General features: G+C 71.4%; 28 protein-coding genes. 24 read left to right on the forward strand and 4 right to left on the reverse strand.

What is annotated here, in order from left to right; genetic code table 11:
• Positions 1–6 precede the first annotated feature (6 nt).
• The 4 genes from ACF1AJ_RS14380 (at position 7) to ACF1AJ_RS14395 (ending at position 3,040) form a co-directional block, all read left to right on the forward strand.
• The gene (locus ACF1AJ_RS14380) at positions 7–456 is read left to right on the forward strand and encodes an SRPBCC family protein (RefSeq protein ID WP_391507946.1); all 450 of its coding nucleotides are present in this window, start codon (positions 7–9) and stop codon (positions 454–456) included.
• Positions 457–490: 34 nt separating this feature from the next.
• The gene (locus ACF1AJ_RS14385; protein WP_391507947.1) at positions 491–895 is read left to right on the forward strand and encodes an NUDIX domain-containing protein; all 405 of its coding nucleotides are present in this window, start codon (positions 491–493) and stop codon (positions 893–895) included.
• A gap of 74 nt (positions 896–969) precedes the next feature.
• On the forward strand, positions 970–2,184 hold the full coding sequence (locus ACF1AJ_RS14390) for an alpha/beta hydrolase family protein (RefSeq protein WP_391507948.1): 1,215 nt from the start codon (positions 970–972) through the stop codon (positions 2,182–2,184).
• A gap of 1 nt (position 2,185) precedes the next feature.
• Positions 2,186–3,040, forward strand: a complete 855-nt coding sequence (locus ACF1AJ_RS14395) for an SDR family oxidoreductase (RefSeq protein ID WP_391507949.1) — start codon at positions 2,186–2,188, stop codon at positions 3,038–3,040.
• Positions 3,041–3,113: 73 nt separating this feature from the next.
• On the opposite strand, the gene ACF1AJ_RS14400 is transcribed toward ACF1AJ_RS14395, so the two are convergent.
• The 3 genes from ACF1AJ_RS14400 to ACF1AJ_RS14410 are packed head-to-tail and all read right to left on the reverse strand — an operon-like array spanning position 3,114 to position 7,293.
• Positions 3,114–4,802: a phospholipase C gene (locus tag ACF1AJ_RS14400; RefSeq protein ID WP_391507950.1), complete on the reverse strand. Its 1,689-nt coding sequence runs from the start codon at positions 4,800–4,802 to the stop codon at positions 3,114–3,116.
• A 59-nt stretch (positions 4,803–4,861) separates the two neighbouring features.
• Positions 4,862–6,094 carry an iron uptake transporter deferrochelatase/peroxidase subunit gene (gene efeB / locus ACF1AJ_RS14405; RefSeq protein WP_391507951.1) on the reverse strand — a complete coding sequence of 411 codons (1,233 nt, stop codon included), beginning with the start codon at positions 6,092–6,094 and terminating at the stop codon, positions 4,862–4,864.
• Positions 6,091–7,293, reverse strand: coding sequence for an imelysin family protein (locus ACF1AJ_RS14410; RefSeq protein ID WP_391507952.1), 1,203 nt, complete (start codon positions 7,291–7,293; stop codon positions 6,091–6,093). Before ACF1AJ_RS14410 ends, efeB begins: the two co-directional genes overlap by 4 nt.
• 227 nt (positions 7,294–7,520) lie before the next feature.
• Between ACF1AJ_RS14410 and ACF1AJ_RS14415 the strand changes: the two genes are divergently transcribed.
• The gene (locus tag ACF1AJ_RS14415; RefSeq protein WP_391507953.1) at positions 7,521–7,739 is read left to right on the forward strand and encodes a hypothetical protein; all 219 of its coding nucleotides are present in this window, start codon (positions 7,521–7,523) and stop codon (positions 7,737–7,739) included.
• Here the strand turns inward: ACF1AJ_RS14415 and ACF1AJ_RS14420 are convergent.
• Positions 7,736–8,383: a response regulator gene (locus ACF1AJ_RS14420; protein WP_391507954.1), complete on the reverse strand. Its 648-nt coding sequence runs from the start codon at positions 8,381–8,383 to the stop codon at positions 7,736–7,738. The two genes, ACF1AJ_RS14415 and ACF1AJ_RS14420, sit on opposite strands and share 4 nt — an antisense overlap.
• Positions 8,384–8,641: 258 nt before the next feature.
• Here ACF1AJ_RS14420 and ACF1AJ_RS14425 point away from each other — a divergent pair, with 258 nt between their 5' ends.
• The 19 genes from ACF1AJ_RS14425 to ACF1AJ_RS14515 all read left to right on the forward strand — a co-directional run bounded on the left by ACF1AJ_RS14425 (position 8,642) and on the right by ACF1AJ_RS14515 (position 25,752).
• Positions 8,642–11,599, forward strand: coding sequence for a PAS domain S-box protein (locus tag ACF1AJ_RS14425; RefSeq protein WP_391507955.1), 2,958 nt, complete (start codon positions 8,642–8,644; stop codon positions 11,597–11,599).
• A gap of 157 nt (positions 11,600–11,756) precedes the next feature.
• Entirely contained in the window at positions 11,757–12,062 is a 306-nt protein-coding gene (locus ACF1AJ_RS14430) for a hypothetical protein (protein ID WP_391507956.1), read from the forward strand.
• Positions 12,063–12,118: 56 nt separating this feature from the next.
• Positions 12,119–12,568: a hypothetical protein gene (locus ACF1AJ_RS14435; RefSeq protein WP_391507957.1), complete on the forward strand. Its 450-nt coding sequence runs from the start codon at positions 12,119–12,121 to the stop codon at positions 12,566–12,568.
• Entirely contained in the window at positions 12,565–13,797 is a 1,233-nt protein-coding gene (locus ACF1AJ_RS14440; RefSeq protein WP_391507958.1) for an NRAMP family divalent metal transporter, read from the forward strand. The genes ACF1AJ_RS14435 and ACF1AJ_RS14440 overlap by 4 nt, the downstream gene beginning before the upstream one ends.
• Positions 13,794–14,198 (forward strand): hypothetical protein, encoded by a 405-nt coding sequence (locus ACF1AJ_RS14445; RefSeq protein WP_391507959.1) that lies wholly within the window; start codon positions 13,794–13,796, stop codon positions 14,196–14,198. Before ACF1AJ_RS14440 ends, ACF1AJ_RS14445 begins: the two co-directional genes overlap by 4 nt.
• Positions 14,185–14,529, forward strand: coding sequence for a PRC-barrel domain-containing protein (locus ACF1AJ_RS14450; protein WP_391507960.1), 345 nt, complete (start codon positions 14,185–14,187; stop codon positions 14,527–14,529). Before ACF1AJ_RS14445 ends, ACF1AJ_RS14450 begins: the two co-directional genes overlap by 14 nt.
• 88 nt (positions 14,530–14,617) lie before the next feature.
• Positions 14,618–15,112, forward strand: a complete 495-nt coding sequence (locus tag ACF1AJ_RS14455; protein ID WP_391507961.1) for a DUF4383 domain-containing protein — start codon at positions 14,618–14,620, stop codon at positions 15,110–15,112.
• 9 nt (positions 15,113–15,121) lie between these two features.
• Entirely contained in the window at positions 15,122–16,369 is a 1,248-nt protein-coding gene (locus tag ACF1AJ_RS14460) for a cytochrome P450 (protein ID WP_391507962.1), read from the forward strand.
• Entirely contained in the window at positions 16,366–17,343 is a 978-nt protein-coding gene (locus tag ACF1AJ_RS14465; protein ID WP_391507963.1) for a glycosyltransferase, read from the forward strand. Before ACF1AJ_RS14460 ends, ACF1AJ_RS14465 begins: the two co-directional genes overlap by 4 nt.
• 116 nt (positions 17,344–17,459) lie before the next feature.
• Positions 17,460–18,497, forward strand: coding sequence for an iron-containing redox enzyme family protein (locus tag ACF1AJ_RS14470; RefSeq protein WP_391507964.1), 1,038 nt, complete (start codon positions 17,460–17,462; stop codon positions 18,495–18,497).
• The gene (locus ACF1AJ_RS14475) at positions 18,494–18,700 is read left to right on the forward strand and encodes a CDGSH iron-sulfur domain-containing protein (protein WP_391507965.1); all 207 of its coding nucleotides are present in this window, start codon (positions 18,494–18,496) and stop codon (positions 18,698–18,700) included. Before ACF1AJ_RS14470 ends, ACF1AJ_RS14475 begins: the two co-directional genes overlap by 4 nt.
• Before the next feature lie 161 nt (positions 18,701–18,861).
• Positions 18,862–19,341 (forward strand): CinA family protein, encoded by a 480-nt coding sequence (locus tag ACF1AJ_RS14480; RefSeq protein WP_391507966.1) that lies wholly within the window; start codon positions 18,862–18,864, stop codon positions 19,339–19,341.
• Complete coding sequence (locus ACF1AJ_RS14485; RefSeq protein ID WP_391507967.1) at positions 19,338–19,874, forward strand: DUF6328 family protein; 537 nt, start codon at positions 19,338–19,340, stop codon at positions 19,872–19,874. The genes ACF1AJ_RS14480 and ACF1AJ_RS14485 overlap by 4 nt, the downstream gene beginning before the upstream one ends.
• 74 nt (positions 19,875–19,948) lie before the next feature.
• Positions 19,949–20,284, forward strand: a complete 336-nt coding sequence (locus ACF1AJ_RS14490; protein ID WP_391507968.1) for an Lsr2 family protein — start codon at positions 19,949–19,951, stop codon at positions 20,282–20,284.
• A gap of 80 nt (positions 20,285–20,364) precedes the next feature.
• Positions 20,365–22,737, forward strand: coding sequence for a molybdopterin oxidoreductase family protein (locus ACF1AJ_RS14495; RefSeq protein WP_391507969.1), 2,373 nt, complete (start codon positions 20,365–20,367; stop codon positions 22,735–22,737).
• A complete protein-coding gene (locus tag ACF1AJ_RS14500) occupies positions 22,734–23,195 on the forward strand; it encodes a hypothetical protein (RefSeq protein WP_391507970.1) in 462 nt (153 codons plus the stop codon). The genes ACF1AJ_RS14495 and ACF1AJ_RS14500 overlap by 4 nt, the downstream gene beginning before the upstream one ends.
• A 9-nt stretch (positions 23,196–23,204) precedes the next feature.
• Positions 23,205–23,741 (forward strand): HPP family protein, encoded by a 537-nt coding sequence (locus tag ACF1AJ_RS14505; RefSeq protein ID WP_391507971.1) that lies wholly within the window; start codon positions 23,205–23,207, stop codon positions 23,739–23,741.
• The gene (locus tag ACF1AJ_RS14510; RefSeq protein ID WP_391507972.1) at positions 23,738–24,592 is read left to right on the forward strand and encodes a DUF6457 domain-containing protein; all 855 of its coding nucleotides are present in this window, start codon (positions 23,738–23,740) and stop codon (positions 24,590–24,592) included. The genes ACF1AJ_RS14505 and ACF1AJ_RS14510 overlap by 4 nt, the downstream gene beginning before the upstream one ends.
• On the forward strand, positions 24,589–25,752 hold the full coding sequence (locus ACF1AJ_RS14515; RefSeq protein WP_391507973.1) for a molybdopterin molybdotransferase MoeA: 1,164 nt from the start codon (positions 24,589–24,591) through the stop codon (positions 25,750–25,752). Before ACF1AJ_RS14510 ends, ACF1AJ_RS14515 begins: the two co-directional genes overlap by 4 nt.
• Positions 25,753–25,818 lie beyond the last annotated feature (66 nt).

Raw genomic sequence — 25,818 nt, forward strand, 5'->3', positions numbered from 1 at the left:
CGGCGCATGGCCGGAACCGTCGTCATCGAACGCACCGAACGCATCCAGGCGGGCAGGCAGCGACTGCTGCCGCTGCTCTCGCGGCTGCCCGAGTGGACGCAGTGGTCGCCGTGGGAGGACATGCACCCGGACCTGAAGCGCGACTACTCGGGGGAGCCGGGCGCGATCGGCTCGACGTACACCTGGTCTGGTAATCGCAAGGCGGGAGCGGGGGCGATGCGGGTGACCGCCGTGGACGACACCGGCGTGGGCATCCACCTCGACTTCACCCGGCCCTTCCGGTCGTCGAACGAGCTGCGGTTCGTGCTGGAGCCGGAGGGCGACGCCACGCGGGTGATCTGGCGGATGGAGACGCCGCAGAAGCTCTACACGCGGTTCGTCAACCTCGACAAGCTCGTCGGCGGCGACTTCGAGAGGGGCCTCCGCAACCTCAAGCAGGTGGCCGAGGCCGCGTGACGGCGACCGCCGCCGCCTTCGCTAGCGTGGAGGAGTGACCTCCGCCCCACTCATCGTGTCCGCCGTCGCGGTCGTGCGCGACCGAACCGTGCTCATGGTGACCGCCCGACGTCGCGACGTCTACTACATGCCGGGCGGCAAAGTGGATGCGGGCGAGACCGCGGCGGAAGCGGCCGCCCGCGAGGCGTTCGAGGAGGTGGCGCTCCGTCTGGCGCCCGACGACCTGGAGGAGCTCTTCGAAGTGCGGACGCAGGCGCACGGCGAGCCGGACGGGCGTCAGGTGCACATGCGCGTGTTCCGTGCGACGACCGACGAGGAGCCGGCTCCGTCTGCCGAGGTCGACTCCATCCACTGGACCACCAGCGCCGACGCGGACCGCTGCCCGCCGGCCGGAAGAGAGGTGCTGCGCCGCCTGGTCGAACTCGACCTCATCGACTAGACGATGCATCCATCGGCCGCATGTGCCCCACGCGAGGGCTGGCGGTCGCGCCCGCCTGCGGCCAGGCTGGTGCCATGGCGCGAACGCATGAGTTCCGGTTCTCCGGGAATGCCGACTTCGACTTCGAGATCCGCACCACGATCGGCCAGGCCTTCAGCGGTGCAGCCGACATCGGCGAGGTGCTCGCCGCGGTCGAGGGGGTCGGCGAGAAGGACCACGACGGCTGGTTCCGCGCCTGGCTCGTCCTCGGCGACCGGATCGCCGCCCAGGCGGACGCGTCCGCTTCCGCCGGTCATGCGGTGAGTGCCGCCGGCGCGTACCTGCGGGCTGCCTCGTACTACGCGACGGCCCTGAACGCCGTCGCTTCGTTGCCGACAGAGGATGAGCTGCTGCCGACATTCCGCAAGCACAGGGCTGCGTGGGATCGCTGGGTGGACCTCGTCGACCGCGATATCGCGCGCGTCGAGATCCCCTACGAAGACACCAGGCTGCCCGGTTACCTCTTCCGCGCGCCGGGCACGGCCGGCGACGACCGCCCACTGCTGGTCGTCGTGAACGGCAGCGACGGGGCGCTCACCAGCCTGTGGTCGTCGGCGGTCTCGGGAGCGCTCGCGCGCGGCTATCACGCCCTCGTCTTCGACGGGCCGGGGCAGCAGTCGATGCTGTTCGAGCGGAACGTGCCGTTCCGGCCGGACTGGGAGGCCGTCCTCACGCCCGTCCTCGACTTCGTTCGCGGCCAGGACGGCGTCGACGCCGACCGCGTCGCCCTCTACGGGATCAGCCAAGCCGGGTACTGGGTGCCGCGCGCTCTCGCCTTCGAGCACCGGTTCGCGGCGGCGATCGCCGACCCGGGCGTCGTGGACGTCTCGACCTCCTGGACCGAGCACCTCCCCGCGAACATGCGCAAACTGCTCGACGAGGGGCAGGACGAGAAGTTCGACCGCGACATGCAGATGGGGATGAAGTTCTCGCACGAGCTCGCGTACACCTGGAAGTTCCGCGCGCGGCCGTACGGCACCACCGGCTACGCCGAGACGATGCGCGCCGTGCTCCAGTACAACGTCACCGAGGTCGCCGGCCGGATCACCACTCCACTGCTCATCACCGATCCGGAGCACGAGCAGTTCTGGCCGGGCCAGTCGGAGCAGCTGGCATCGCTGACGCCGGGCGTCTCGACCCTCGTGAAGTTCACCGAGGCGGAAGGCGCCGACTTCCATGTCCAGCCGCTCGCCCGCGCGCTCACCGAGCAGCGGATGTTCGACTGGCTGGATGATCGGCTGGGGCACTGAGATGAGCAGCGATCTCCCCACGCTCGCGGTCACCGGCGTCACCGGCGCCGTCGGGCGGATGACGGCCGACCTCCTCGCCGACGCCGGCGTGCCGTTCCGGATGCTGGCGCGGTCTCCCGAACGGGCGCCCCGCTATCCCGGGACGACCGTGGCCGCGGCGACATACAGCGACCGCGAGGCGGTCCTCTCCGCGCTCGACGGGGTGGAGACGCTGCTCATGGTGTCCGCCGCCGAGAACGCCGAACGGCTGGGCGAGCACCTGGCCTTCGTGGATGCGGCCGAGGAGGCGGGCGTCCGCCACATCGTCTACACGTCGTTCTTCGGCGCCGCGCCGGACGCGACCTTCACGCTGGCCCGTGACCACTACGCGACCGAGCAGCGCATCCGTTCCTCGGGAATGCGCCACACATTCCTGCGCGACAACCTGTACCTCGACTTCGCCGAGTTCCTGATCGGCGACGACGGCGTGATCCGCGGACCCGCCGGTGACGGCCGGGCGGCAATGGTCGCCCGCGCCGACGTGGCCCGGGTGGCGGCCGTGGCCCTGCAGGATCCGTCGGCCCACGCCGATGTCACCTTCGATCTGACCGGTCCGGAGGAGCTGACGCTGGCGGAGGTCGCCGAGAAGCTCAGCGCCCACTCCGGCCGGGCGGTCTCGTTCCATGACGAGACCATCCCGGAGGCGTACGCCTCGCGCGCGAAGTGGAACGCCCCCGACTGGCAGGTCGACGCCTGGGTCTCGACGTACACGGCGATCGCGGCGGGCGAGCTCGCGGGGGTCAGCGACGATGTGGAGCGCGTGACCGGCCGGCGACCGCTGTCGCTCGACGAGCTCCTGCGCGGCGCCATCGCCTGACGGCATGGCCTTCGCCGCAGCCATGCGCAACGGAGGGCGGCCCGCAGGCTGCGGACCGCCCTCCGTGGTGGCGTTACGGCTGCGCGGACCAACCGCCGCGCGGAGGCGTCGGCCAGTGGGGGCGCGTGGGGACGATCGAGCTGACCGCACCCGTCGCCGGGTCGAGGAGCACCTCCCGCTGCTGCGGGTGGAACCAGTCGAACATCCCGCCGAGCGATCCGGCGCGCGTGTCGAACGAGGCGTCGCCGATGCGTCCGGTCAGCCAGTTGTTCTCGATGAAGCGCAGCACGCTGGCCTGCTCGACCGGCGTGTGGTCGACGCGGTTCTGGGCGGCCCAGGGCGATATGACGAGCATCGGGAGGCGCTGGCTGGGCCCGCAGCGATCGGCGTAGCCGCCCTGCGTGCGCTTCACGCTCGTGCACACCGTCGAGTCGACGGCCGGATCGGCGGACCCGTTGGCGACCTTCGGCGCGACGTGGTCGTACCAGCCGTCCGAGTCGTCGTAGGCGACGACGACCGCGGTGCTCGACCAGCTGTCCGACTTCTGGAGGGCGTTGATCTCGTTCACCAGGAATTTCTGCTCGTCCAGCGGGTCCGAGTAGCCCGCGTGGCCGTCCTGCGCCTCCGGGGCCTTGAGGAACGACACGGCCGGAAGGTTGTCCGCCTTCAGGGCCGCGTCGAACGACGTCAGGTCGTACTGGTGGTTCGCCTGGTCCGTGTGCCCGATCGCCTTGACCGAGGTCGGCGGCAGGTGGTGCGGGTTCGATGTCGACTTGTAGTACTGGAACGGGGAGTGGTGCGGCGAGTAGTCCTTCGGCGTCGCGCCGGCGATGTTGGCTGTCACCGCGTCGCACTTGGCGTACGAACCGGCCTGGCCGTTCCAGGCCGTGGTCGGCGTGAATCCGCCCTGGAACCATCCCCAGCTGACGCCGCGCGCGTTGAGCAGGTCGCCGACATTGCGGCCGGACATGCCGACCACTGCGGAGGACGACGTGTGGTCGTTGTCCGAGCAGTCGTCGTAGGCGGGGTCGGGATCGCCGATCACGGTTCCGACACCGGTGGCGTCGGGCGACTGGACGGCCGTGGATGCGGTGAGGACGGCTCCGGTCTTGGGGTCGTAGGCGGTGCCGCCGTGCGTCTGACCGGAGATGAGGTTGAGCGCGCCCGGCGTGGACGGACCGAACGTGGTGTCCCAGCTGTTGTCGCTCATGGCGTAGTTCTGGGCGTAGTTCCACAGACCGGTGACGGTGTTGCCGTCGTAGTAGTCCATGACCAGCCCCGGTGCGCCGTACGCGCCGGTGCAGGTGTCGCTCTCGGTCTTCTGGACGAAAAGGTCCATCTTCCCGCCGTCGACGGCGGCCTGTTCGGCGGCGTAGCTGTGGTTCTGGTCGCACGTGACCGCCTGCGCGGGCGTGAGCCGCTTCGGCGCGTACAGGTTGGGGTTGTTCGTCAGCGTGCCGGATGACGTGAGGGTGTCGGTGCGCGGGGTGCGCGGCGACGCCTGGAACGGGGTCCCGTCGGTGTTCGCGGCGTTCGGGTAGGTCCCGAAGTAGTGGTCGAACGAGACGTTCTCGTCGAAGATCACGACGAGGTGCTTGATCGGGGTGAGGGTCTGGGCGGAGTGGTCGGCGTGCGAGCCGCCGGCCGTGGCGACTGCGGGCGCACCCGCGAGGATTCCGGCGCCGGCGAGGGCGGCCGCGCCGGCGAGCGCGACGCCCGCGAGGGCGACCGGGGAGCGGCGCAGACGGGAGGGTCTGAACACGATTCCTTCTTCCTTGTTTCACTGATCCCGGCACGGTCGTGACGGGTGGCCTCCGCTGGTCAGGCGAGCATGGTGCGCCCGAGCCAGTCGGAGGAGTCGCGGGCTCCGGGGAGCGCGAAGTAGTAGCCGCCGCCGAAGGGCTGGATGTAGTCGGCGAGCGGTTCGCCGGCGAGGCGTTTCTGCACGGTGACGAACTGCCGGTCGAGGTCCTGGTTGAAGGCGACGAAGACGAGGCCCATGTCGAGGTTGCCGTTGGCGTCGAGCCCGCCGTCGTAGTTGTAGGCACGGCGCAGCATCCGCTGGTCGTCGGTCTCCTTTGTGCGCGGGTTGGCGAGCCGGATGTGCGCGTCGAGCTGGATGACGTCGCCGGTCGGGTCGTTCTCGAAGTGCGGGTCGTCGAACTCGGCGGAGGCCGTGAGCGGGGCGCCGCTGTCGCGTCGCCGGCCGATCATGTTCTCCTGCTCGTGCAGGTTCACGCGGTCCCAGAACTCGACGAGCATCCGGATGACGCGGACGACGTGGTAGCTGCCTCCGGCCGCCCAGGCGGGTTCGTTTCCGGCTTTCGCCCACACGAGCCGCGCCATCTCGGCGGCGTCCGCGGTGTCCGGGTTGCTCGTGCCGTCCTTGAACCCCATCAGGTTGCGCGGCGTGCCGCTGGGGCGGGGCGGCGAGACGAAGCCGTCCTGCCGCCAGCGCACCTGCATCGCGCCGCGCGTCGCGCGGGCGATCTCGCGGACGGCGTGCGTGACCGCGTCCCGGTCGGCCGCGCACACCTGCAGCAGCAGGTCGCCGTCGCAGACCTCGCGCCGGAGCGCGTCGTCGGGGAACTCGTCCATCGTCCGCAGCCGGGCGGGCTTCCGTGCGGCCAGCCCGAAGCGGTCGTCGAACAGCGAGGCGCCGGCTGAGAGCGTGACCGTCAGCGAATCGGGGACGACGGTCGGTCCGAGCACACCCGAGTCGCGCGGCGGCGCGACGAGCCCCGGGTCGGGCGGTGTCCCTCCCGTGGTGACGAAGCGCGCGCGCTCGGTGATCGTCTTCAGCAGATCGGCGAGCTCGGCCCGGGATGCGGCGGTGACGTCGAACGCGACGAACGACGCCTCGCGCTGCGGCGAGGTGAGGATTCCCTGCTGGTGCTGCCCGTGGAACGGGATGGTGGCGGAATGGGCGGCTGACGGTCGAGAGGCGGCCGCGGCTCGCGCGTCGGCCGTGAGGCCCGCCCCGGCAGCGACGGCGGCGCCGGCCGCTCCGATGGCACCCGCCTGGAGGAAGCCGCGGCGGTCGATGGGCGTCATGAGTCCCTCCTCGGGTCGCAGATGGCGGCGACCGGCGCGAGCAGTTCCGCGGCGCGGTCGAGTGCCGCATCCATCCGCTCCCGGTCCGTCCGGCTGAGCTGGCCGAGCGGCGTCCAGGTGCCGTCGGGAGCGCGGTGGGTCTCGACCACCGCGTGGGCGGCGGCGAGGGCCGCCCGGGTGTCACCGAGTTGCTCGTATCGCCCGGTCAGCACCGGTTCCAGTGGCGCGAGCGCCTGCTCGGCGCCTGTCAGCTCAGCATTGACGCTGGCCAGCGAGGTGCCGGAGCCCGCGTCGGTCGCACCCGTCAGGGTGTCCTGGATGGCGTCCTCGACGATCTCGTGCGCCCGGAGCGCCACATCGCCGGGGTCGAGCTGGACGCCGGCGAACTCGGTCTGCAGCCGGTCGACCAGGTCGAGGAGGTCGCGGGCGGATGCGGCGACCGTCGCTGCCGCATCCCCGTGCCAGAGCTGCGATTCGACGAGGTGGAAGCCGGTCGGATCTGCGCGCGGCAGCCCGTCGAGCTGGTCGCCGAGCTCACCGAAGGCGTCATACGCCGCGCCGAGCGTCTCGTAGGTGGTGTGTGCCGTCAGCCAGTCGCGTCGTGCGGCCGGTAAGTCGCCCTCCTCGGCGTCAGCCGCGACGGCGGCGACCTGCTGGCGGAGCGCGGGCAGCCGGGAGGCGACCCAGCTGGTGTACGCCTGGGCGACCGGGATGAGATCGGTGCGTGTGACGGGCACGATGCCGGGCGTGAGCGGCGAACCCGGCGGCGCTTTCCCGACCGTGACGACGGGCCCGTGGACGGGATCGGCGTCGGCCGGCAGGCAGACGAACCGGTAGCGGCCGGCGCCGAGCGTGACGCGTGCGGTGGCATGGGCGCCGGAGCCGAGACTCTCGAGGTCGAGGTAGACCCGCTTGCTGTCGACCGCCTGCACGTAGACCTCGATGCCGCCGACGGTCGTGTTGGTCACCGTGAAGGTCTGGTCGCCGCCGGGCACTGTGCGTGCGGAAGCGGTCCCGCTCGGCGTCCCGCTCTGGCCCCATCCCTGCCCGCAGTCGTCCATCCCCGCGGTGATGTCGAACGCGTCGGGCGCATTCGGTGCGACGGCCACCGGCCGCAGCGCGATCGTCAGGATCGTCGCGACGACGACGAGCGCTCCGAGCGCCGCGAAGAAGGCGGCGAGCCGGGCGCGGGTCGACATCGGGCAGGACTCCTGTGGGGGATGGACGCCGGCGACGGGCCGGCGTCAGCGATCCTAGAAGCGGGCTCCCGCGCGTCGTCCCCGGCTTCACCCGCTGTTCATCGGACCGTCACCGGTATGCCCCCGGAAGGGGGGTGAGAGCACGCCGAAGACGTTCGGGAGCCGAACAGATGGGCCCGATCGGGTGCTCCGGCGGGCGCATGATGGGACGGACGGGAGGAGGGGTGATGCGTCAGGCGAGCTGTCCGCAGTGCCGCGGCGTGGCCCGGCTCGTCAGCAACCCCTACTACGGCGCCGGACTGGCCGTGCACCGCGACCTCCTGGTCTGCGAGGACTGCGGCTATTCGGGCTTCGCGGAGAACGACGACGCCCCGACCGGGGAGACGACGGCCGCGCCGCAGGAGAGTGTGCTGCGGCGGGTGCTCCGTTTCGTGACCGGTCGCTAGCGGATCCGCACGCGCCCCTGCTGCCACAGGCGCGCGGCCGTCACTCGCGGGTTGGCCTGCTCGTCCGCATCCACTCCGAGCGCCGTGTAGAGGCGGCCGAGCATGGTCTCGACCGCGCGGACGCTCGTTCCGCGTTCGGCGGCGATGCGGCGGGTGGATGCGCCGGACGCGACGAGGCGCAGCACCTCGGCCTGCGCCCGCGTGACCGTGCGGACGTCGTCGTCCGGTTCGGCGAGGTGGTGCTCGCCTCCGACGATCGCGGCATCGACCGCGGCGACAAGCACGTCCACGTCCTTCACCTGCGACTTGACCAGGTAGACGACCGACGGCGGGAGGGTGCCGTCGCCGACCGCCAGCTGCGGGGAGAGGTGCGACGTGAGCACGACGAGGCCGACCCACGGCTGCTCGCGATGCACCCTCCACAGCAGCTCAGCGCCCGAGTCGCCGCCGCCGAAATCGAGGTCGGTGACCACGGCGTTCGGTTCCACCTCGGCGATGATGTCCCAGGCGTCCGCCGCGCTGGTCGCCTGGGAGGTCTCGATCCCGGTGGAGCGGAGTGCGGACGCGACCATCGACGCCGTGAAGACGTCGTCGTCGGCCACCACGGCACGCAGGGTCCGTGTTCGCGCGGATGTGTCGGTCATGGTTCTGGCTCCTGCCCCTTCGTCACCGTCCCAGAGGTGGACGCCACGCGGCGAGCTCAGCAGGTCGGGTCGGGCAGCCGCTCCTGACCAGTATCGGCTGAGCGCGTCCGCGCCCCCGGCGGGCGAGGTGGCGCGGGCGTTCGCGCAGCGAACACCAGCGGGGGATCGGGTCGTCAGCGACCGCGAGGACCTCTCGGCCCGGGGTTTCCGTGCCCATGGCCGTCAGTGTAGGCCCGAAAGTCCGCCTACAATCCCTCCATGCCCCAGCCGAACTCTCCGCGCGCGTCGCAGACGACGCCGTCCGACGCGTTGCGGCTGAACGGGCTGGACGCGCTCTTCCACGGTCACCCCGACGGGGTCTGCGTCGTCGATGTCGACGGCACGTTCGTCGAGTGCAATCGCGCGCTCGCAGACCTGACCGGGTATTCGGCCGAGGAGCTGGTGGGGATGTCGTTCGCCCGTCTGCTCCATCCCGACTCCCTCGGGTACACGCTCGCCCGGTTCGAGGAGGCGCTCGCCGGGGAGAACCGGCGGTACGTGACGCGCGTCGTCACACCCGAGGGTCGCATCCGCTCACTGGATGTGACGATCATCCCCCTGCGCGGCACCGACGGTGCTGTGGCCGCCGTGCTCGCGATCGCCCGCGACATCGGCGACGTGGAGCGCTCGGCCGCCGCTGCGGCCGGCAACGAGGCGCTCGTGCGCATGGCAGCCCGCATCGCGGGGTTCGCCGGCTGGGTGGTCGATGTGACGAGCGGCGGCGTCGAGTGGAGCGAGGGACTCTTCCGCCTGCTCGGCATGGAGCCCGGGCGCGTCCCCGTCGACGCGGAGGCTCTCGCGCTGTTCGAGCCGGAAGACCGCCGGGCGGTGCGGACGGCCTTCCAGCGCACCGCGATGCACGGAGACCCACTGGATGTGCGGGCCACGATCGTCGACGCGTCCGGCCGGACGGTGCACGCGCACCTGGTCGGTGAGCCGGAACGCAACGAGAACGGCGACGTGGTGCGCATCCACGGTGCGTTCCACGACGTCACCGCCCTGGTGCGCCATCGGGAGGAGCAGCGCGCGATGGCCCGCTTGCTGCGGAACTCGCTCGACCAAGTGCACGACGCGATCGGATTCGTGGACCGCTCGTGGCGGTTCACGTTCGCGAACTCGTGGGCGCTTCAGCTCGGCGGGATCGACGAGACGCGTTTGCGCGAGAAGACCGTGTGGGAGATGTTCCCGACGGCCCTCGGCAGCGCGTTCGAGGGAATCTACCGCGACGCCATGGATCGCGGCGTCGCCGGGAGCGCCCGCGCCTTCTCGCCCGAGTGGGGCTGCTGGTTCGAGGTGGATGCGCACCCCACCGAGGAGGGCATCGCGATCATCGTCCGCGACGTGACGGAGGACCAGGAGGCCCGGCGCACCCTCGAGCAGTACACGCGGCGGGTGGCGTCGCAGGCCGCCCTGCTGGACGCCGCGCGCGACGCGATCCTGGTGCGCGACCTCGACGGCGTCATCCGCTACTGGAACCGCGGCGCGGAGGCCATCTACGGCATCCCGGCGTCAGAGGCGGTGGGGCATTCGGTGCGCGAGCTGCTTTACGACGACCCGGCCGAGTTCGACGCGGCGACCGAGTCGCTGATGCGCGACGGGTTCTGGGTGGGCGAACTGCGGCAGCGACGGGTCGACGGGTCGCAGCTGATCGCCGACTGCCGCTGGCAGCTGTCGCGCGGCGAAGACGGCGAGGTGACCGTCTTCGCCGTCAACTCGGACATCACGGAGCACCGCATGCAGGAGGAGCAGCGCATCCGGACGCAGCGACTGGAGAGCCTGGGCACGCTCGCCGGCGGCATCGCGCACGACCTCAACAACGTGCTCACGCCCATCCTCATGTCAGTGCAACTGCTGCGCCAGGACGAGCAGGATGCGCGCAGGCGCGACCTGCTCGACACCCTCGACGCCGCGGCGCAGCGCGGCGCCGGGATGATCCGTCAGGTGCTGTCGTTCGCCCGCGGATCGGAAGGCCGGCGGGAGCCCGTCGACCTCGTCGCCCTGTTGCGGGAGGTGGAGCGGTTCTGCCGCGAGACGCTGCCGCGGTCCATCGAACTGGTGGTGGATGCGGCCGCCGAGCTGCCTCCCGTGACGGGCGACGACACCGAACTCTTCCAGGTGCTGGTCAACCTGATCACGAACGCCCGCGACGCGATGCCCGACGGCGGCGTGCTGACTGTGCGGGCGACCGCGCGCGACGACGGGGTGCGGCTCGAAGTGCGCGACTCGGGATGCGGGATGGACGGGCGCACGGCGGGCCGCATCCTGGAGCCGTTCTTCACCACCAAGGAGAATGGGACCGGCCTCGGCCTGCCGACCTCCGCAGCCATCGTGAAGGCGCACGGCGGTGAGCTGCAGGTGGAGACGGCGACAGGCGCGGGTACGTCGATCGCGTTCGTCCTTCCGCCGGCGAAGGGCGAGGCGGATGGCCGCTCGCCCGTTCGCGCGCCGGCCGTGCCGCGTGGAGCCGGGCGCCGGGTGCTCGTCGTGGACGACGAGGCGGCGATCGGCGAGCTGGTGCGGCAGACCCTCGACCAGAACGGCTTCGTGACGGAGGTCGCGCGCGGCCCGGAAGCCCTCGGACTGCTGGCCGGCGGCCGGCGCTTCGACGCGGTCATGACCGACATCATGATGCCCGGCGTCCCCGGCGACCGGATCGCCCGGATGGTGGCCGAGCGGCAGCCCGAAGCAGCGATCGTGCTGATGAGCGGCATGCTCCCCGGGCCGTCGGCCCGGGCCTCGGTCGAGCGCGACGGAGCCTACTTTCTCGCCAAGCCGTTCACCCCGTCCGCCCTGCTGGCGACACTGGACTCGGCCCTGAAGCAGCACAGGAACGTCGCCCCGGACGCCGTCCTCCGCACCATCGTCGAGCCGGCGCTCCGCGATGCGGTCGTCGCCCTCCAGGAGGGGCTCCCCTCCGAGACGGAGCGCGAGCGGCTCCGGGCCTCGCTGACGGCGGCGGCCGAGTCGTCGCAACTGGCCTTGGGCGATCGCGCGTCCGACCCGCGCATCCACCGGATCATCGGGGCTGCGGCTTCCGCGGCGATGGCGCTCTCCTTCAGCGCCGGCATCGTCCAGGCGGCCGACATCCGGGAGCGGCTGGAGGAGGGACTGCGGCTCATGGCGGCGGGATCCTGGCCACCCGAAGACCAGGATCCCGCCGCGGAAGTGTCGCGCTGACGCCGTCGTGGACCGGGGGGAACGGGACGGCGCCTGCGCGACGCACATGATCCTCGCTTCTGAGGCCGCCGCCTGCAACGGTGCGCCCACTCCTCTGTGCGTCGTGCGAACAAATCCGCTAGCCAACGAGAGCGCTCTCTTGTGTAAGGCTTCGGACATGAAGGAATCTCACAGCGCCGATATCACGGAACCGGCGTCCGTTCACGGGCCGGGTCGTGCCCCGGCTGGGATGCCCCTCACGATCCGGTTGGGCGAGCAGGAGTACGCCGCCCTCGTCCGGATAGCGCGCTCACGCGAGACCACAGCAGCAGCCCTGGTGGAGAAGCTGGTGCTGCACGCGTTGAGCAGGGCCGACGTGCCACCACCGGCGGACTCGCACCCCGCGCGGAGGCACACCACCTACGAGGAGGCGACGGCGGGCTTCCGCCCGGACGTCCCCGCGGGGACGGCACCCGACATGTAAGAGTCCACAGGGAGCAGCACTTTCACCGTTCTCACAGCGCGCGTACAGTCCTCGGCGTGAGGCATCGACACGTCGCCACGGGGGCGGTGGCGCTGCTGATGGCGGGCGTGCTCACGGGCTGCTCCGCCGACGACAGCGCTCGCAGCTCCCTCTCCCAGTCCGCGGGCACGGCCGCATCGGCCGCCCGGGCCGGCGGCCTCGTGCTGGGGCTCCACGAGCAGGACCTGCTGTTGTCGACCGTCCAGGACACCGGGTTGACCGATGTGGCCGAGCGGCTGGCGCAGGAGGCGCAGACGGTCTCGACGATGACCGCCATCGGCGGGATCGGCGCCCGGCGCGACAGCGTGCTGGCCGACATCCGCGCGGCCCAGGACGTGGTGACCGCCGCGCAGAGGGCGGAGGCGTCCGGCACGGACTCGGCCGCCACCGTCGACCGGCAGCGGCGCGAGCTCGACCGGCTGGCCCGCGACCTGCAGGCGGCTTCCCAGCGGCTGGATCGCGGATGAAGGGGATCTTCGCCGTCGCGCTCGGCGTGCTGACCGCCATCGGCGGATTCGTCGACATCGGTGACCTCGTGACCAACAGCGTCGTCGGGTCACGGTTCGGGATGACGCTGACCTGGGTCGTCATCGTGGGTGTCGTCGGCATCTGCCTGTTCGCCCAGATGTCCGGCCGGGTGGCCGCGGTGAGCGGCCGGGCGACGTTCGAGATCATCCGCGAGCGGCTCGGGGCCCGTATGGCCCTCGCGAACCTGTCGGCCTCGTTCCTGATCAACCTGCTGACCCTGACCGCAGAGATCGGCGGCATCGCGTTGGCGTTGCAGCTCGCCTCCAGTATCGAGCCCGTTCTCTGGTTCCCTGTTGCGGCCATCGCCGTGTGGATCGTCATCTGGCGGGTCAAGTTCTCGATCATGGAGAACGTGACGGGGATGGTCGGCCTCGCTCTTGTCGTGTTCGCCGTGGCCCTGTTCTTCCTCCACCCCGACTGGTCCGCTCTGGGCTCGCAGGTGCTGCTCCAGCCGTCGCCGCATACCGACGAGACGCCGGGGACGTACTGGTACTACGCGATCGCCCTGTTCGGCGCCGCCATGACGCCGTACGAGGTGTTCTTCTTCTCGTCCGGCGCGATCGAGGAGAAGTGGAAGAAGAAGGATCTTGCCCAGTCACGTCTGAATGTGCTCGTGGGCTTCCCGCTCGGCGGTCTGCTGTCTCTCTCGATCGCGGCCTGCGCGACGGTCGTGCTGCTCCCGAAGGGCATCCAGGTGGAGTCGCTGTTCGAGACGGCCCTTCCCGTGGCGCAGGCGCTCGGCAAGATCGGGCTCATCATCGTCATCCTCGGCTTCGTCGCCGCGACCTTCGGCGCAGCACTCGAGGTGACGCTGTCGAGCGGGTACACCCTCGGCCAGTTCTTCGGATGGCCGTGGGGCAAGTTCCGGCGCCCGGCGTCGGCGTCGCGGTTCCACGCCGTGATGATCCTGTCGCTGGTGGTCGCTCTCGGCATCCTCTTCACCGGCGTCGACCCGGTGCAGGTCACCGAGTTCTCGGTGGTGTTCTCCGCCATAGCCCTGCCGTTGACGTATCTGCCGATCCTGATCGTCGCCAACGACCCGAAATACATGGGGGACGAGGTCAACGGCAGAGCCACGAACTTCTTCGGCCTGATCTACCTCGGGCTCATCCTGGTGGCGTCGATCGCCGCCATCCCCCTCATGATCGTGACGGGAGCAGGAGCATGACGCAGAAGCGCGACCTCCCTCCGGCGCCGGCCGTCGCCGGTCGGCTGCTGGACGCCGGACTCGACCTCCTCGACAGGCAGATCCTCGATCCCGACGGCGTCCCGGTCAGCACCGTCGACGACCTCGAGCTGACGACTCCGGAGGACCTGGAGCATCTCGACCCGGACTCCCCGCCGATCATCGCGTCGCTGCTGACCGGGCCCATCCTCATGACGCGGGTCTTCGGCGGGCGGCTTCCGGACTCGCGCTTCATCCGCATCCCCTGGAAGGTCGTCGCCGACACGGAAACGGTCGTGTCGGTGGGCGTCGCGGCCGACTCCCTCGACGCCAGCTGGACCGAACGATGGATGCGCGACCACGTGATCGCGCGCATCCCCGGAGGTCGCCATGATCCTGAGTGACCTGCTCGGCAGCCCGGTGCTGACCGCGGAGGGGGAACGGCTCGGTGTCGTGGTCGACGCCCGCTTCGCTCTCGACGGGCCGCCGGAGGGAATGCTCGCCGCCGCCCGCCTGCACGGTCTGGTCGTGAGCCCGCACGCCCACGGCTCCTTTGCGGGCTACGAGCGGAGGGACGTGGATGCGCCCGCGCTGATCGCGCGCTTCCTGCGCTGGCGTGCGCGCGGCTCCGTGCTGGTGCTGTGGCCGGACCTCGCGTCGTTCACGGACGACGTCATCCGCCTCCGCGCGGGCGCGACGCTCTACTCGCCGCGCTTCGACTCCTCGGAGGTGTGAGCGCCGTCGCGGCGTTGTCAAGCACTGACGGGACGGCCGGAAGCCTGGTTGCCTGCTGAGAGAGACCTGCTGAGAGAAGGGAGCCACTATGACCACCGCAGACCCCACCGACCGCGGTTTCGCCGACCGCGACGACCGTCGCTACGCGGGCACCGCCGTCCAGAAGGCGTCGCTCGTCGCCGGGATCGTCTTCCTCGTCGTCGGCATCGCCGGGTTCATCCCGGGCCTGACGACGAACTACGGCGCGCTCGGGTTCGCCGGGCACGACTCGATGGCGATGCTGCTCGGCGTGTTCCAGGTGTCCGTGCTGCACAACCTGGTGCACCTGATCTACGGCGTCGCCGGGCTGGCGTTCGCCGCGACCCGGATCGGCTCGCGCATGTACCTCGTCGTCGGGGGAATCGTGTACGGCGTGATCTGGCTGTACGGACTCCTGTTCGGCGGCGACCACCCCGCGAACATCGTGCCGCTGAACTCCGCCGACAACTGGCTGCACCTGTTCCTCGCCGCCGCCATGATCCTGCTCGGCGTGCTGCTGAGTCCGCGTGGGGCGGGCGTCAATCGTCCGGCGACGCGGGTCTGAGGGGTGGGCATGGGCGACAGCACCCTCCGCTTCCTTCGCGACGGCTACCTCTTCGGCACGCGCGGCTTCCGTTCTGCCGGACGCGACCACTTCCGGACCCGCCTGCTCGGCCGTCCCGTGCTCGTGATGCGCGGGGCGGACGCCGCGCGCTTCTTCTACGAAGGCGGCCGCTTCTCGCGGGAGGGCGCCATGCCGCGCAGCGTCCTGAAGCTGCTGCAGGACGAGGGGAGCGTGCAGTCGCTGGAGGGCGAAGCGCACCGCCGGCGCAAGGAGCTGTTCCTCGGACTCCTGATGGGCCCGTCGGGCGACGCTCTGGTCGAACGGTTCCGCGAGGAACTGCTGCGGGCGGTGTCGCAGGCGGGCGGCGGGGAGGTCGTGCTGCTCGACCTGTTCCACGACGTGCTCACGCGTGCGGTGACCGGCTGGGCTGGTCTGCCTGACGCCGTGCTGGCCGATCTGCGGAGCAGCGGTGTGCTCGCCCAGATGGTGGATGCCGCGGGGACGGTCGGGCCGGAGAACTGGGCCGTCCGCGCTCGGCGGTCGCGGGCGGAGCGACTGCTCGCCGACGCCGTTCGCAATGAACGCGCCACACCGACGGCGCCGGAGGGCTCGCCGTTCGCGGTGATCGCCGCGTACACAGAGCTTACGTCCGGCGCCGAGGCCGCCCATCCCCTTCCTCCCGAGGTCGCGGCCGTCGAACTGCTCAATCTGCTGCGGCCGGTCGTCGCCGTCGGCCGGTACCTCACGTTCGCCGCCCTCGCGCTGCACCGGCACCCCGGCTGGCGGGCCGACCTCGCCGGCGGGGATGATGCAGGGGTGCGCTGGTTCGCGCAGGAGGTGCGCCGGTTCTATCCCTTCTTCCCGGTGATCGGCGGCCGGGCGACCCGCGACCTCGACTGGAAGGACGAGCATGTGCGTACCGGCGACTGGGTGCTGCTCGACCTGTACGGCACGACGCACGATCCGGCCATCTGGGACCAGCCGAACCGGTTCCTGCCGCAGCGCTTCGACGGGCTCGTGGTGGAGCCCAACACCCTGATCCCGCAGGGCGGTGGCGGCTATCACGACGACCACCGCTGCCCCGGCGAGCCTGTGACGGTCGACCTGGTGGATGCGGGCATCCGCATGCTCGCCCGCGAACTCGACTGGGCGGTGCCGGAGCAGGACCTCCGCATCAGCCTCCGCACCTTTCCCGCCCGCCCGCGCAGCGGACTGGTCGTGACCGGTCTGCGGGCGTCGGAGCCGGCGGCCGTATGAGTCTCGACGCCGAGTACGTGCTGCCGCTCCGCTGGTCGGACGACGCCGGCCTCGCTGAGCTGGTGGAGTACCTCACGCGCCTGCGGGAGCAGATCGACCTCACGGTGGTCGACGGATCGGAGCCGGAGCGCTTCAGCGCGCATGCGCGGGCGTTCCCGCCGGGCATCCGCCACCTCCCCGCGGAGCCGTGGCCCGGTCACAACGGCAAGGTCGCCGGGGTCATGACCGGCCTCCGGACCGCCCGCCACGATCGCGTCGTGCTGGCCGACGACGACGTCCGGTACGACGAGGGGGCGTTGCGCGCGGTCGTCGCCATGCTCGACGTCGGCGACCTCGTGCGGCCGCAGAACGTGTTCGACCCCGCGCCGTGGCATGCGCGCTGGGACACCGGGCGCAGCCTCCTGAACCGCGCCCTCGGCCACGACTACCCGGGCACGCTCGCCGTTCGCCGCTCGCTCGTGCTGGCGGCCGGCGGGTACGACGGCGACGTGCTCTTCGAGAACCTGGAGCTCATCCGCACCGTCCAGGCGGCGGGCGGACGGGTGATCGCCGCCGATCGGATCGGCGTGACCCGGCGGCCGCCCGAGGTCGGCCACTTCCTCCGGCAGCGGGTGCGGCAGGCGTACGACGATTTCGCCCAACCGGCGCGGCTTGCGGTGGAGCTGGCCGTGCTGCCCCTCGCTCTCGCCTCGCTGCGGCGTCCGCGCCGTCTGCTCATCGGGGTTCTCGCCGTGGTGGCGCTCGCCGAGGCGGGCCGCCGCCGTGCCGGCGGTCGTCGGCTCTTCCCGCCGACGGCCGCCCTGTGGGCGCCGGCGTGGCTGGCCGAGCGAGCCGTCTGCGTCTGGCTGGCCGTCGGCGCCCGCCTGCGCGGCGGCGTCCGCTACTCGGACGGCCGCCTCCGCCGTGCGGCGACCCCGCTCCGTACTCTCCGCCGCGCTTCATCAAACGGACGATTCGTGCCGAATGTGCGCTAACGACTCGCCTAAACGCACATTCGGCACGAATCGAGCGCCACATCTGACGCGCACGCACTGAAGCGGCGCTCAGGCAACCACTTGACCGCGCGCCGTTCCCCCGGTTGCTTGGGAGTATGACACCACGCATCACCCCGCGGGGGCCGGTGAGCGAGGCGCTGCTGGACGCGCTCAAAGCCGATCCCTCCGCCGCATCGGACGACGTCGTCCGTTTCACCGAGAACGCCACCGCCGCGCTCGCAGCGGAGCCGGACCTGCTCACCGACGAGGACCTCCAGCTGACCCTCCTCCTGCTCTACGGCCTCCACTACGGAGACACCGTCGAGGCCGACGACGAGTGGGAGTGGAACCCGGACCTGCTGCGCACCCGCCGCGCCATCGAGCGCGTGTTCGAGGGCCAGCTCCGCGAACGCGTCCCGGTCGGCGAGCTGCCGGAGCCGAACGCGGACGCCGTCGCCGCCTACCTGTTCGACCTCACCTCCGAGGACGGCGGCCCCAGCCTCTCGCGCTTCATCGCCAAGAAGGCGACGGAGGAGCAGGCGGTGGAGTTCGTCATCCACCGCTCCATCTACACGCGCAAGGAGGCAGACCCGCACTCCTGGGCCATCCCGCGCCTCACCGGCCGGGCGAAGGCCGCGCTCGTCGAGGTGCAGTCCGACGAGTACGGCGCGGGGCGCCCGGACCGCATCCACGCGGAGATCTTTGGCCGCACCATGCGCAACCTCGGGCTCGACGACAGCTACGGCGCCTACATCGACAACGTGCCCGCCATCACCCTCGCGTCGTTCACGATGATGTCGATGTTCGGTCTCAACCGCAGCCTCCGCGGCGCGATCACCGGTCACCTCGCGGCATTCGAGATGACCTCGTCGATCCCGAACCGTTTCTACGGAAACGGTTTCCGGCGGCTCGGTCACGACGACGAGGTCACCTGGTACTACGACGAGCACGTCGAGGCGGATGCGGTGCACGAGCAGATCGCGGGCCGCGACCTCGCCGGAGGTCTCGCCGAGCAGCATCCCGAACTCCTGCCGGACATCGTCTTCGGCGCCGCCGCCTGCCTCTACGTGGACGGCCTCGCCGGTCAGCACATGCTGGAGAGCTTCGAAGCGGGCCGCAGCTCGCTCCGCCAGCCGGTGGCGGTGGCCGCATGACCGCCCACGAGGACGAGCCGGTGATCGTCGCCTGCCCGGACGGCCCGCTGCTCGTACGCGGGCACGTCGAACTGACGACGCCGGACGGCACCCCCATCGAGCAGCATCGGCGGACCGTGGCGCTCTGCCGGTGCGGAGTGTCGACGATCAAGCCGTTCTGCGACGGCAGCCACAAAGCGGTGCACTTCCGCACCGACCACTGAAGACCATCCACCACCGAACAGAAGGAGCGGACATGTCCGACCCCCAGAACACCGAAGGCGACCGCCACGACGAGAACACCGAGGCGGAGCAGCAGATCATCGACAAGCCTTCGCAGGCGGAAGGCGACGAGGGCGACAGCGACAACGGCTAGGGTTCCTGCATGACGACGGAGAACGACACCGACCTCGGCGAGAAGATCGCCGACCTCGCCTCCTCCGCCGGCGTCACCATCGCGGTCGCGGAATCGCTGACCAGCGGAGCGATCGCCTCCGCCCTCGGCGCGTCCCCGCAGGCGGGCGACTGGTTCGCCGGCGGGGTCGTCGCCTACTCCGAGCACGTCAAGTTCGACGTGCTCGGAGTGACGCCCGGCCCCGTGATCACGGCCGAGTGCGCCGAGCAGATGGCGTCGGGCGTCGGGAGGCTGCTCAGCGCCGACCTGGTCGCCGCGGTCACCGGCGCCGGCGGCCCCGGGCCCGAGGAGGGCAAGGAGGCGGGCACGGTCTTCCTGGCGCACGGCCGGCCGGACGCACCGCAGGTCGAGGAGCTCCACCTCGACGGCGACCCGGAAGAGGTGGTCAAGGCCACCGTCGACAAGGCGCTGGCGGCTCTCGCGCGTGACCTGGAGGCGCAGCGACGATGAGCAGTGATGAGGTGTGGGAGGCGCCGGAGGGCGAAGGCGCGGACGTTGATCCCGGCGATGGGCGCGACGAGACGTCCGCGCAGCGAGCGGACCGCAACTGGAACGAGCTGCTGCAGGAGTTCCGCGTCTTCCAGACGGGCACCCAGATCCTCGCCGCCTTCCTGCTGACGCTGCCGTTCCAGCAGCGCTTCGCCCAGCTGGCGCCGTTCGACGTGGTGGTCTACCTGGTGCTCGTCTTCCTCGCGGTGATCGTGACGCTGCTCGCCCTCGCGCCGGTCGCGCTGCACCGCCTCCTCTTCCGCCAGAAGGCGAAGACGGAGCTGGTCGGGCTCGGCAGCAAGATCCTGATCGTCTGCCTGGCGGCCGCATCCCTGCTGTTCACGGGCATCGTCCTGTTCATCGTCGACTTCCTGCTCGCGCCGCCCGCCGGCATCATCGCGGCGAGCTGCGTCTTCGTCGTGCTCATCGTCATCTGGGTGGTGCTGCCGCTGGTGATCCGGGCTCAGCGACGGGCGCACGTCGCCGGTCGCTGACGCGCGCCTCCCCGGTAGGCTTCGCGACAAGCGCACCTATGGGTGCATCCCATCGACGAAGTGGCGGGACCGATATGGCCAAGCGAGTCACCTACCAGTTGATCGACGACCTCGACCAGTCCGTCATCCCGGAGGGCGACGGCGAGACGATCGAGTTCTCGCTCGCGGGCGCTCAGTACGTCATCGACCTGTCCTCCGAGCACGCCGACCAGCTGCGGGCGGACTTCGCCAAGTGGATCGAGGCCGCCGGCCGCAACGACGCCCCCGCATCGGACGCCCCGCCGTCGCCGGACGAGCGCCGGGCGATCCGGGAGTGGGCGCGCAAGAACGGCGTCGAGGTCGGCAGCAGGGGCCAGATCCCGCGGGATGTCGTCGACGCGTTCCGGACCGGGCGGCCGCTCGCGCGCTGAGCCGCGCGCCGTGCACGCGCTCAACGGTTGCGAGTTCGCAGGGGCTTGAAGCCGCGCCCAGGTGAGCCGACAGTGGCTGCATGGACCAGCCGACGACGGTTTCCGCCGGGGATCGCTCCCGGATCGACGACATCTGGGGTGAACGCACCCCCTTCGCGCGCGGCGGCCGCTGGCCGGACCGCGCCGACCTCATGCTGCAGGACGGCCTGACCGAGAACGACGTCGACAACTGGGTGCGCAGCGCCTGCGTGCTGTGCAGCAACGGGTGCGGATGCGACATCGCGGTCAAGGACGGACGGATGGTCGGCATCCGCGGCCGGGTCGACGACCCGATCAACCACGGCCGGCTCGGACCGAAGGGCCTCTACGCCAGCTGGGAGGGGATGCGCGGGCGCGACCGCTTGACGCATCCCCTCATCCGCCGCGACGGCGAGCTCGTGGCGGCGACGTGGGACGAGGCCATGTCGGCGATCGTCGACCGCAGCCGCGCGCTGCTCGACGAGGTGGGGCCGCTGAGCCACGGCTTCTACACGTCGGGCCAGCTGTTCCTCGAGGAGTACTACGCGCTCGCCGTGATCGGGAAGGCCGGGATCGGCACCCCGCACATGGACGGCAACACCCGGCTCTGCACGGCGACGGCGGCATCCTCCCTGAAGGAGACGTTCGGCGCGGACGGCCAGCCGGGGTGCTACGAGGACATCGACGAGTGCGACGCGATGTTCCTCTGGGGGCACAACCTGGCGGCGACGCAGACGGTGACCTGGGCGCGAGTCCTCGACCGGCTCGCCGGACCCAACCCGCCGCGGCTCGTCGTGGTGGACCCCCGACGGACGGCGACAGCCGAGAAGGCCGAGGTCCACCTCGCCCTCCGCCCGGGTACGAACCTCGCCCTCCTCCTCGCGCTCGAACGTGAACTCATCGAGAACGGCTGGATCGACGAGCAGTACGTCGCCGCGCAGACCGTCGGCCTCGACGAGTTGACCGGCCAAGTGGCGGAGTGGACGCCGGAGCGTGCGGCCGAGGTCTGCGGGGTGCCTGCGGACGACATCCGCCGCGCGGCCCGCATCTTCGCCGAATCGCCGCGGGTGCTCTCGACGGTGCTGCAGGGGTTCTATCAGGCTCCGCAGGCCACCGCGTCCTCCTGCCAGGTCAACAACCTGCATCTGCTGCGCGGGATGATCGGGCGGCCGGGCGCAGGCATCCTGCAGATGAACGGGCAGCCGACCGCGCAGAACAACCGCGAGTGCGGCGCCGACGGCGACCTTCCCGGGTTCCGCAACTGGGAGAACCAGGAGCATGTGAACCAGCTCGCCGAGCTGTGGGGCGTCGACCCGCTCGTCATCCCGCACTGGGCGCCGCCGACCCACGCGATGCAGCTGTTCCGGTACGTCGAGCAGGGCTCCATCCCGTTCCTCTGGGTCTCGGCGACCAACCCGGCGGTGTCGCTGCCGCAGCTTCCGCGCATCCGGGAGATCCTCGCGAAGCCGGACCTGTTCCTTGTCGTGCAGGACCTGTATCTGACCGAGACGGCCGAACTCGCCGACGTCGTGCTCCCTGCCGCCGGCTGGGGTGAGAAGACGGGCACCTTCACCAACGCGACCCGCACCGTGCACCTGTCGGAGAAGGCGGTCGAGCCGCCGGGCGAGGCACGCGCCGACCTCGACATCTTCCTCGACTACGCCAAGCGGATGGACTTCCGCCGCAACGACGGAGCGCCGCTTCTGGAGTGGGAAGGGCCGGAGGATGCGTACCGGGCCTGGCAGGAATGCTCCCGCGGACGCCCGTGCGACTACACCGGCATCTCCTACGACGACCTGCGGCGGGAGTCCGGCATCCGCTGGCCGCGGCGTGAGGGCGAGACCGGAAGCGTCACCAGGCTGTACGCCGACGGCGACTTCCCGTCGCATCCCGACTACTGCGAGAGCTTCGGTCACGACCTGCTGACCGGCGCGACGGTCGGCGAGGAGGCGTTCCGGGCGCTGCGGCCCGACGGGCGCGCGATCCTCAAGTCGGCGCCGTACTCCGGACCGCACGAGCCCCCGGACGACGAGTACCCGCTCCAGCTCACGACCGGGCGGAGCCCGTACCACTTCCACACGCGCACCAAGACCGGGCGGAGTCCCGAGCTGGTCGACGCAGCACCCCACGTCTGGGTGGAGCTGTCGGAGGTGGATGCGGCCTCGCGCGGCATCGACGAGGGCGACCTCGTCGAGGTGGTCTCGCGCCGCGGCCGGCTGGTCGCGCCGGTGCGGATCGGGAAGGCGCGCACCGGGACGGTGTTCGCTCCCTTCCACTACGGCTACTGGGATGCGCCGCCCGGCGCCGAGGAGCGCCACCCGACCGCCGCGAACGAGCTGACGGCGACCGAGTGGGATCCGGTGTCCAAGCAGCCGGTCTTCAAGTCGGCCGCCGTGCAGGTCCGTCGGCTCGAGGGAGCGGAGGACGCATCGTGAAGCTGCCCGTGTACCTCACCCTGCTCGCCGAGTCCGAATCCACCCTCGCGACGTCGTTCCGGCAGGTCGCCGACGCCCACGGCGACGAGCCCGACGTCCACTTCCTCTGCCTGACGCTCGCTCAGCAGTGCGAGAGCCACAGGGAGAAGCTCGACCCGGTCATCGCCCGATTCGGCGGCGCGGCGGCCGACGACGAGCCGGAGCGCCTGCACGCCGACGCCATCGAGGAGCCCCGGAGCGGCCCGCTCGGTCTCCTCCGCGACCTGCAAGACCTCTACCTGCTGGCCAGCCTCACCGATGTGACGTGGACGATGGTGAAACAGGCGGCGCAGGCGCTGCAGGATGCGGAACTCCTGGAGGTCATCGCCGGATGCGAGCACGAGACGTCGGTGCAGCTGCGCTGGCTGATGACCCGGATGAAGCAGGCGGCGCCCCAGGCGCTGATCGCCGCGAAGTGAGGAGCTCCGATGAAGCCGTCCCTGCTGTCGCGCGTCTCCGAGCGGGCCGGATCGGCGGGGGCCGGCGCGTACACCGCCGTGCTCTCCCTCGTCGTGCTCGCCGCGTCCGGTACCATCGGGCTCGTGCTCAGCTCGCCGTGGCTGTTCCCGAGTCTCGGGCCGACGGTCATGCTCGTCTTCGGCGCGCCGGAGCATCCCTCCTCGCGTCCGCTGAACGCTGCGGTCGGCCACGCCGTCGCGCTCGTCGCCGGGGTGGCCTGTCTCTTCCTCTTCGGGATGAACGGCAAGCCGTCCGCGCCATCGGCCGGCCTGTCGACGGGATACGTGCTCGCCGGTGCGCTCTCCGTGGCGATCACCGCGTTCGTGCTGCATGCACTCAAGCTGCAGCATCCACCGGCCGGCGCCACGACCCTGATCGTCAGCCTCGGCGTCATCGCCACCCCGCTCGGCATCCTCTCGATGGCAGCCGCGATCGCGTTCACCATCATCGTCGGCTGGGGCATCAACTGGGCGCTCGGCGAGCGTCCGCCCGGAGCCGTCCGGTGACGCTGAGAGAGGCCGTCATCGTCGTGGCGGGTGGTCGGTCGACCCGGTTCGGGTCGGACAAGCTCCGGCACAGGATCGACGGCCGCACGCTGCTCGAGCGCACGGTGGTCGCCGCTGCCGGAGCGGACGTGGTGGTGCTCGTATCCGCTGCCGACGCTGGCGACACTCCCGACGGGGTGCACGTCGCGGTCTCCGAGAACCCGCGGTGGGGAGGACCGTGCGCGGCGATCGGGGCGGGGGTGGACGCGCTGGTCAGCGGACTCGCGGCCGGGGCCGATGACGCATCCGTCGATGTGCTGATCGTCGCCGCCGACCTGGCCGACCCCGACGCCGCGCTCGCCGCCCTGCGCGAGATCGAGGCGGGTGTGCTCACGGATGAGGCGGGCGGTCCGCAGTGGCTTCTCGCGCGTGCGCCGCTCGCCGAGCTCGCCCGCCGGATCGCCGATTTGCGCCGGGAGCGGGGCATGCTCGCCGGGCTGCCTGCGGCGGCCCTCCTCGGCAGCATTGAGGGACGGCACCCCGCGCCCGCGCGCATCCACGCCGACATCGACACGCCCGCCGACCTACCCGACCGCGCCGATCTGGCGGAACGGCCCGAACAGAGGAGCTCACGCATGGAACCGTCCGAACTCGACGACTGGGCCGACGAGGCGGCGGCAGCGGTGGGCGTCCAGCTCGAACCGGGCGACATCGCGGCCGTGCTCGACCTTGCGCGCGACGCCGCTCACGGCATCGCCCGACCGGCCGCGCCGCTGACCACCTTCATCGCCGGCATCGCGGTCGGTCGCAACCAGCCGCTCGCGGAGGCCGTCGCAGCGCTCAACGCGGCGATCGAGAAGCGATCGTCGTGACCGCGTGGCGCGACGCCCGGGCGATCGCGAACGATCTCGGTCGCGAGACGCCGACGCGCGTGCTCCGGGTGCCGGTGGGTCGGGCGGCCGGTCTGACGCTCGCCGCCGATGTGCGCTGCGAGCGGCCGCTTCCGCCGTTCGACAACTCCGCCATGGACGGCTGGGCGGTCGCCGGCGACGGGCCCTGGCGCGAAGGCGACCCGGTGCTGGCGGGCAGCATCCCTCCGACCCTTCCGTTGCAGCCCGGCGAGGCGCGACCGGTCGCCACGGGCGCACCCGTCCCTCCCGGAACGGCGACGGTCGTGCGGTCGGAGCACGCGGTGCGCCTGGAGGACGAGCCGCTGATCGACGCCGACCCCGCTCCCGGCCCGGGCAGCCACATCCGTCGGGCGGGCGAGGAGGCCGCGCCGGGCGATGTTGTGTTGTGCACCGGCGCTGTGCTGTCGCCCCCGGCACTCGGGCTGCTCGCGGCGTCGGGGGTCGAGCAGGTCGACGTCTCCGCACCGCCGCTCGTCACGTTCGTCGCGATCGGGGACGAGCTGACCGGGTCGGACCCGACGCCTGGGCGCGTCACCGACAGTCTGACCCCGATGATGCCGTCGCTGCTCGCCGCGGTGGGAGCCCGCTGCGCGACCACCGCACGCGCCCTCGATCGCGCAGCGGACGTCGCTGCGGCCATCCGCCGGGCCCGCACCGAGACGATCATCACGTCCGGCGGGACCGCGCACGGGCCGGCCGATCCGGTACGCGACGCGCTCGCGCGGCTGGAGGCGCGCGTCCTGATCGACGGCGTGAACCTGCGACCCGGCGGCTCGCTGCTGCTCGCCCGTCTGCCCGACGGACGCCACGTGCTGTCGCTGCCCGGGAATCCCCTCGCGGCCGTTGTCGCGCTGCTCGTGGTCGGGTGGCCGCTGGTGCGCGGGAGGCTCGGGCGGTCTGCTCCCGGTCTGGAGGCCGTGTCGGCGGCGATGCTGCCGGAAGCGATCCCGGTCGCGGGCGGGCCCGATCGCGCCATCGCCTGCGTCGTCGATGGCGGAGCACTCGCTCCGGTGCCGTACCAGCGCTCGGGGATGCTGCGGGGCGCGGCGACGGCGACCCGGCTCGCGATCGTCAGTCCGGACGGCGCTGCCGTCCTCCGTCTGCCCTGGGCCTGGGACTGACGCACGCGCGCGGACGCCGGGCGAGCCAGACCCGGCTCGCGATCGTCAGTCCGGACGGCGCTGCCG

The sequence above is a fragment of the Leifsonia sp. NPDC014704 genome, from assembly GCF_043083605.1.
Classification (GTDB): domain Bacteria; phylum Actinomycetota; class Actinomycetes; order Actinomycetales; family Microbacteriaceae; genus Leifsonia.

Bases quoted from the DNA above. Each gene is read 5' to 3' on its own strand.
- ACF1AJ_RS14380 (WP_391507946.1), top strand. From the start codon at position 7: ATGGCCGGAACCGTCGTCATCGAACGCACCGAACGCATCCAGGCGGGC.
- ACF1AJ_RS14390 (WP_391507948.1), top strand. From the start codon at position 970: ATGGCGCGAACGCATGAGTTCCGGTTCTCCGGGAATGCCGACTTCGAC.
- ACF1AJ_RS14395 (WP_391507949.1), top strand. From the start codon at position 2,186: ATGAGCAGCGATCTCCCCACGCTCGCGGTCACCGGCGTCACCGGCGCC.
- efeB (WP_391507951.1), bottom strand. From the start codon at position 6,094: ATGACGCCCATCGACCGCCGCGGCTTCCTCCAGGCGGGTGCCATCGGA.
- ACF1AJ_RS14410 (WP_391507952.1), bottom strand. From the start codon at position 7,293: ATGTCGACCCGCGCCCGGCTCGCCGCCTTCTTCGCGGCGCTCGGAGCG.
- ACF1AJ_RS14415 (WP_391507953.1), top strand. From the start codon at position 7,521: ATGCGTCAGGCGAGCTGTCCGCAGTGCCGCGGCGTGGCCCGGCTCGTC.
- ACF1AJ_RS14420 (WP_391507954.1), bottom strand. From the start codon at position 8,383: ATGACCGACACATCCGCGCGAACACGGACCCTGCGTGCCGTGGTGGCC.
- ACF1AJ_RS14425 (WP_391507955.1), top strand. From the start codon at position 8,642: ATGCCCCAGCCGAACTCTCCGCGCGCGTCGCAGACGACGCCGTCCGAC.
- ACF1AJ_RS14430 (WP_391507956.1), top strand. From the start codon at position 11,757: ATGAAGGAATCTCACAGCGCCGATATCACGGAACCGGCGTCCGTTCAC.
- ACF1AJ_RS14440 (WP_391507958.1), top strand. From the start codon at position 12,565: ATGAAGGGGATCTTCGCCGTCGCGCTCGGCGTGCTGACCGCCATCGGC.
- ACF1AJ_RS14445 (WP_391507959.1), top strand. From the start codon at position 13,794: ATGACGCAGAAGCGCGACCTCCCTCCGGCGCCGGCCGTCGCCGGTCGG.
- ACF1AJ_RS14450 (WP_391507960.1), top strand. From the start codon at position 14,185: ATGATCCTGAGTGACCTGCTCGGCAGCCCGGTGCTGACCGCGGAGGGG.
- ACF1AJ_RS14455 (WP_391507961.1), top strand. From the start codon at position 14,618: ATGACCACCGCAGACCCCACCGACCGCGGTTTCGCCGACCGCGACGAC.
- ACF1AJ_RS14460 (WP_391507962.1), top strand. From the start codon at position 15,122: ATGGGCGACAGCACCCTCCGCTTCCTTCGCGACGGCTACCTCTTCGGC.
- ACF1AJ_RS14465 (WP_391507963.1), top strand. From the start codon at position 16,366: ATGAGTCTCGACGCCGAGTACGTGCTGCCGCTCCGCTGGTCGGACGAC.
- ACF1AJ_RS14470 (WP_391507964.1), top strand. From the start codon at position 17,460: ATGACACCACGCATCACCCCGCGGGGGCCGGTGAGCGAGGCGCTGCTG.
- ACF1AJ_RS14475 (WP_391507965.1), top strand. From the start codon at position 18,494: ATGACCGCCCACGAGGACGAGCCGGTGATCGTCGCCTGCCCGGACGGC.
- ACF1AJ_RS14480 (WP_391507966.1), top strand. From the start codon at position 18,862: ATGACGACGGAGAACGACACCGACCTCGGCGAGAAGATCGCCGACCTC.
- ACF1AJ_RS14485 (WP_391507967.1), top strand. From the start codon at position 19,338: ATGAGCAGTGATGAGGTGTGGGAGGCGCCGGAGGGCGAAGGCGCGGAC.
- ACF1AJ_RS14490 (WP_391507968.1), top strand. From the start codon at position 19,949: ATGGCCAAGCGAGTCACCTACCAGTTGATCGACGACCTCGACCAGTCC.
- ACF1AJ_RS14495 (WP_391507969.1), top strand. From the start codon at position 20,365: ATGGACCAGCCGACGACGGTTTCCGCCGGGGATCGCTCCCGGATCGAC.
- ACF1AJ_RS14505 (WP_391507971.1), top strand. From the start codon at position 23,205: ATGAAGCCGTCCCTGCTGTCGCGCGTCTCCGAGCGGGCCGGATCGGCG.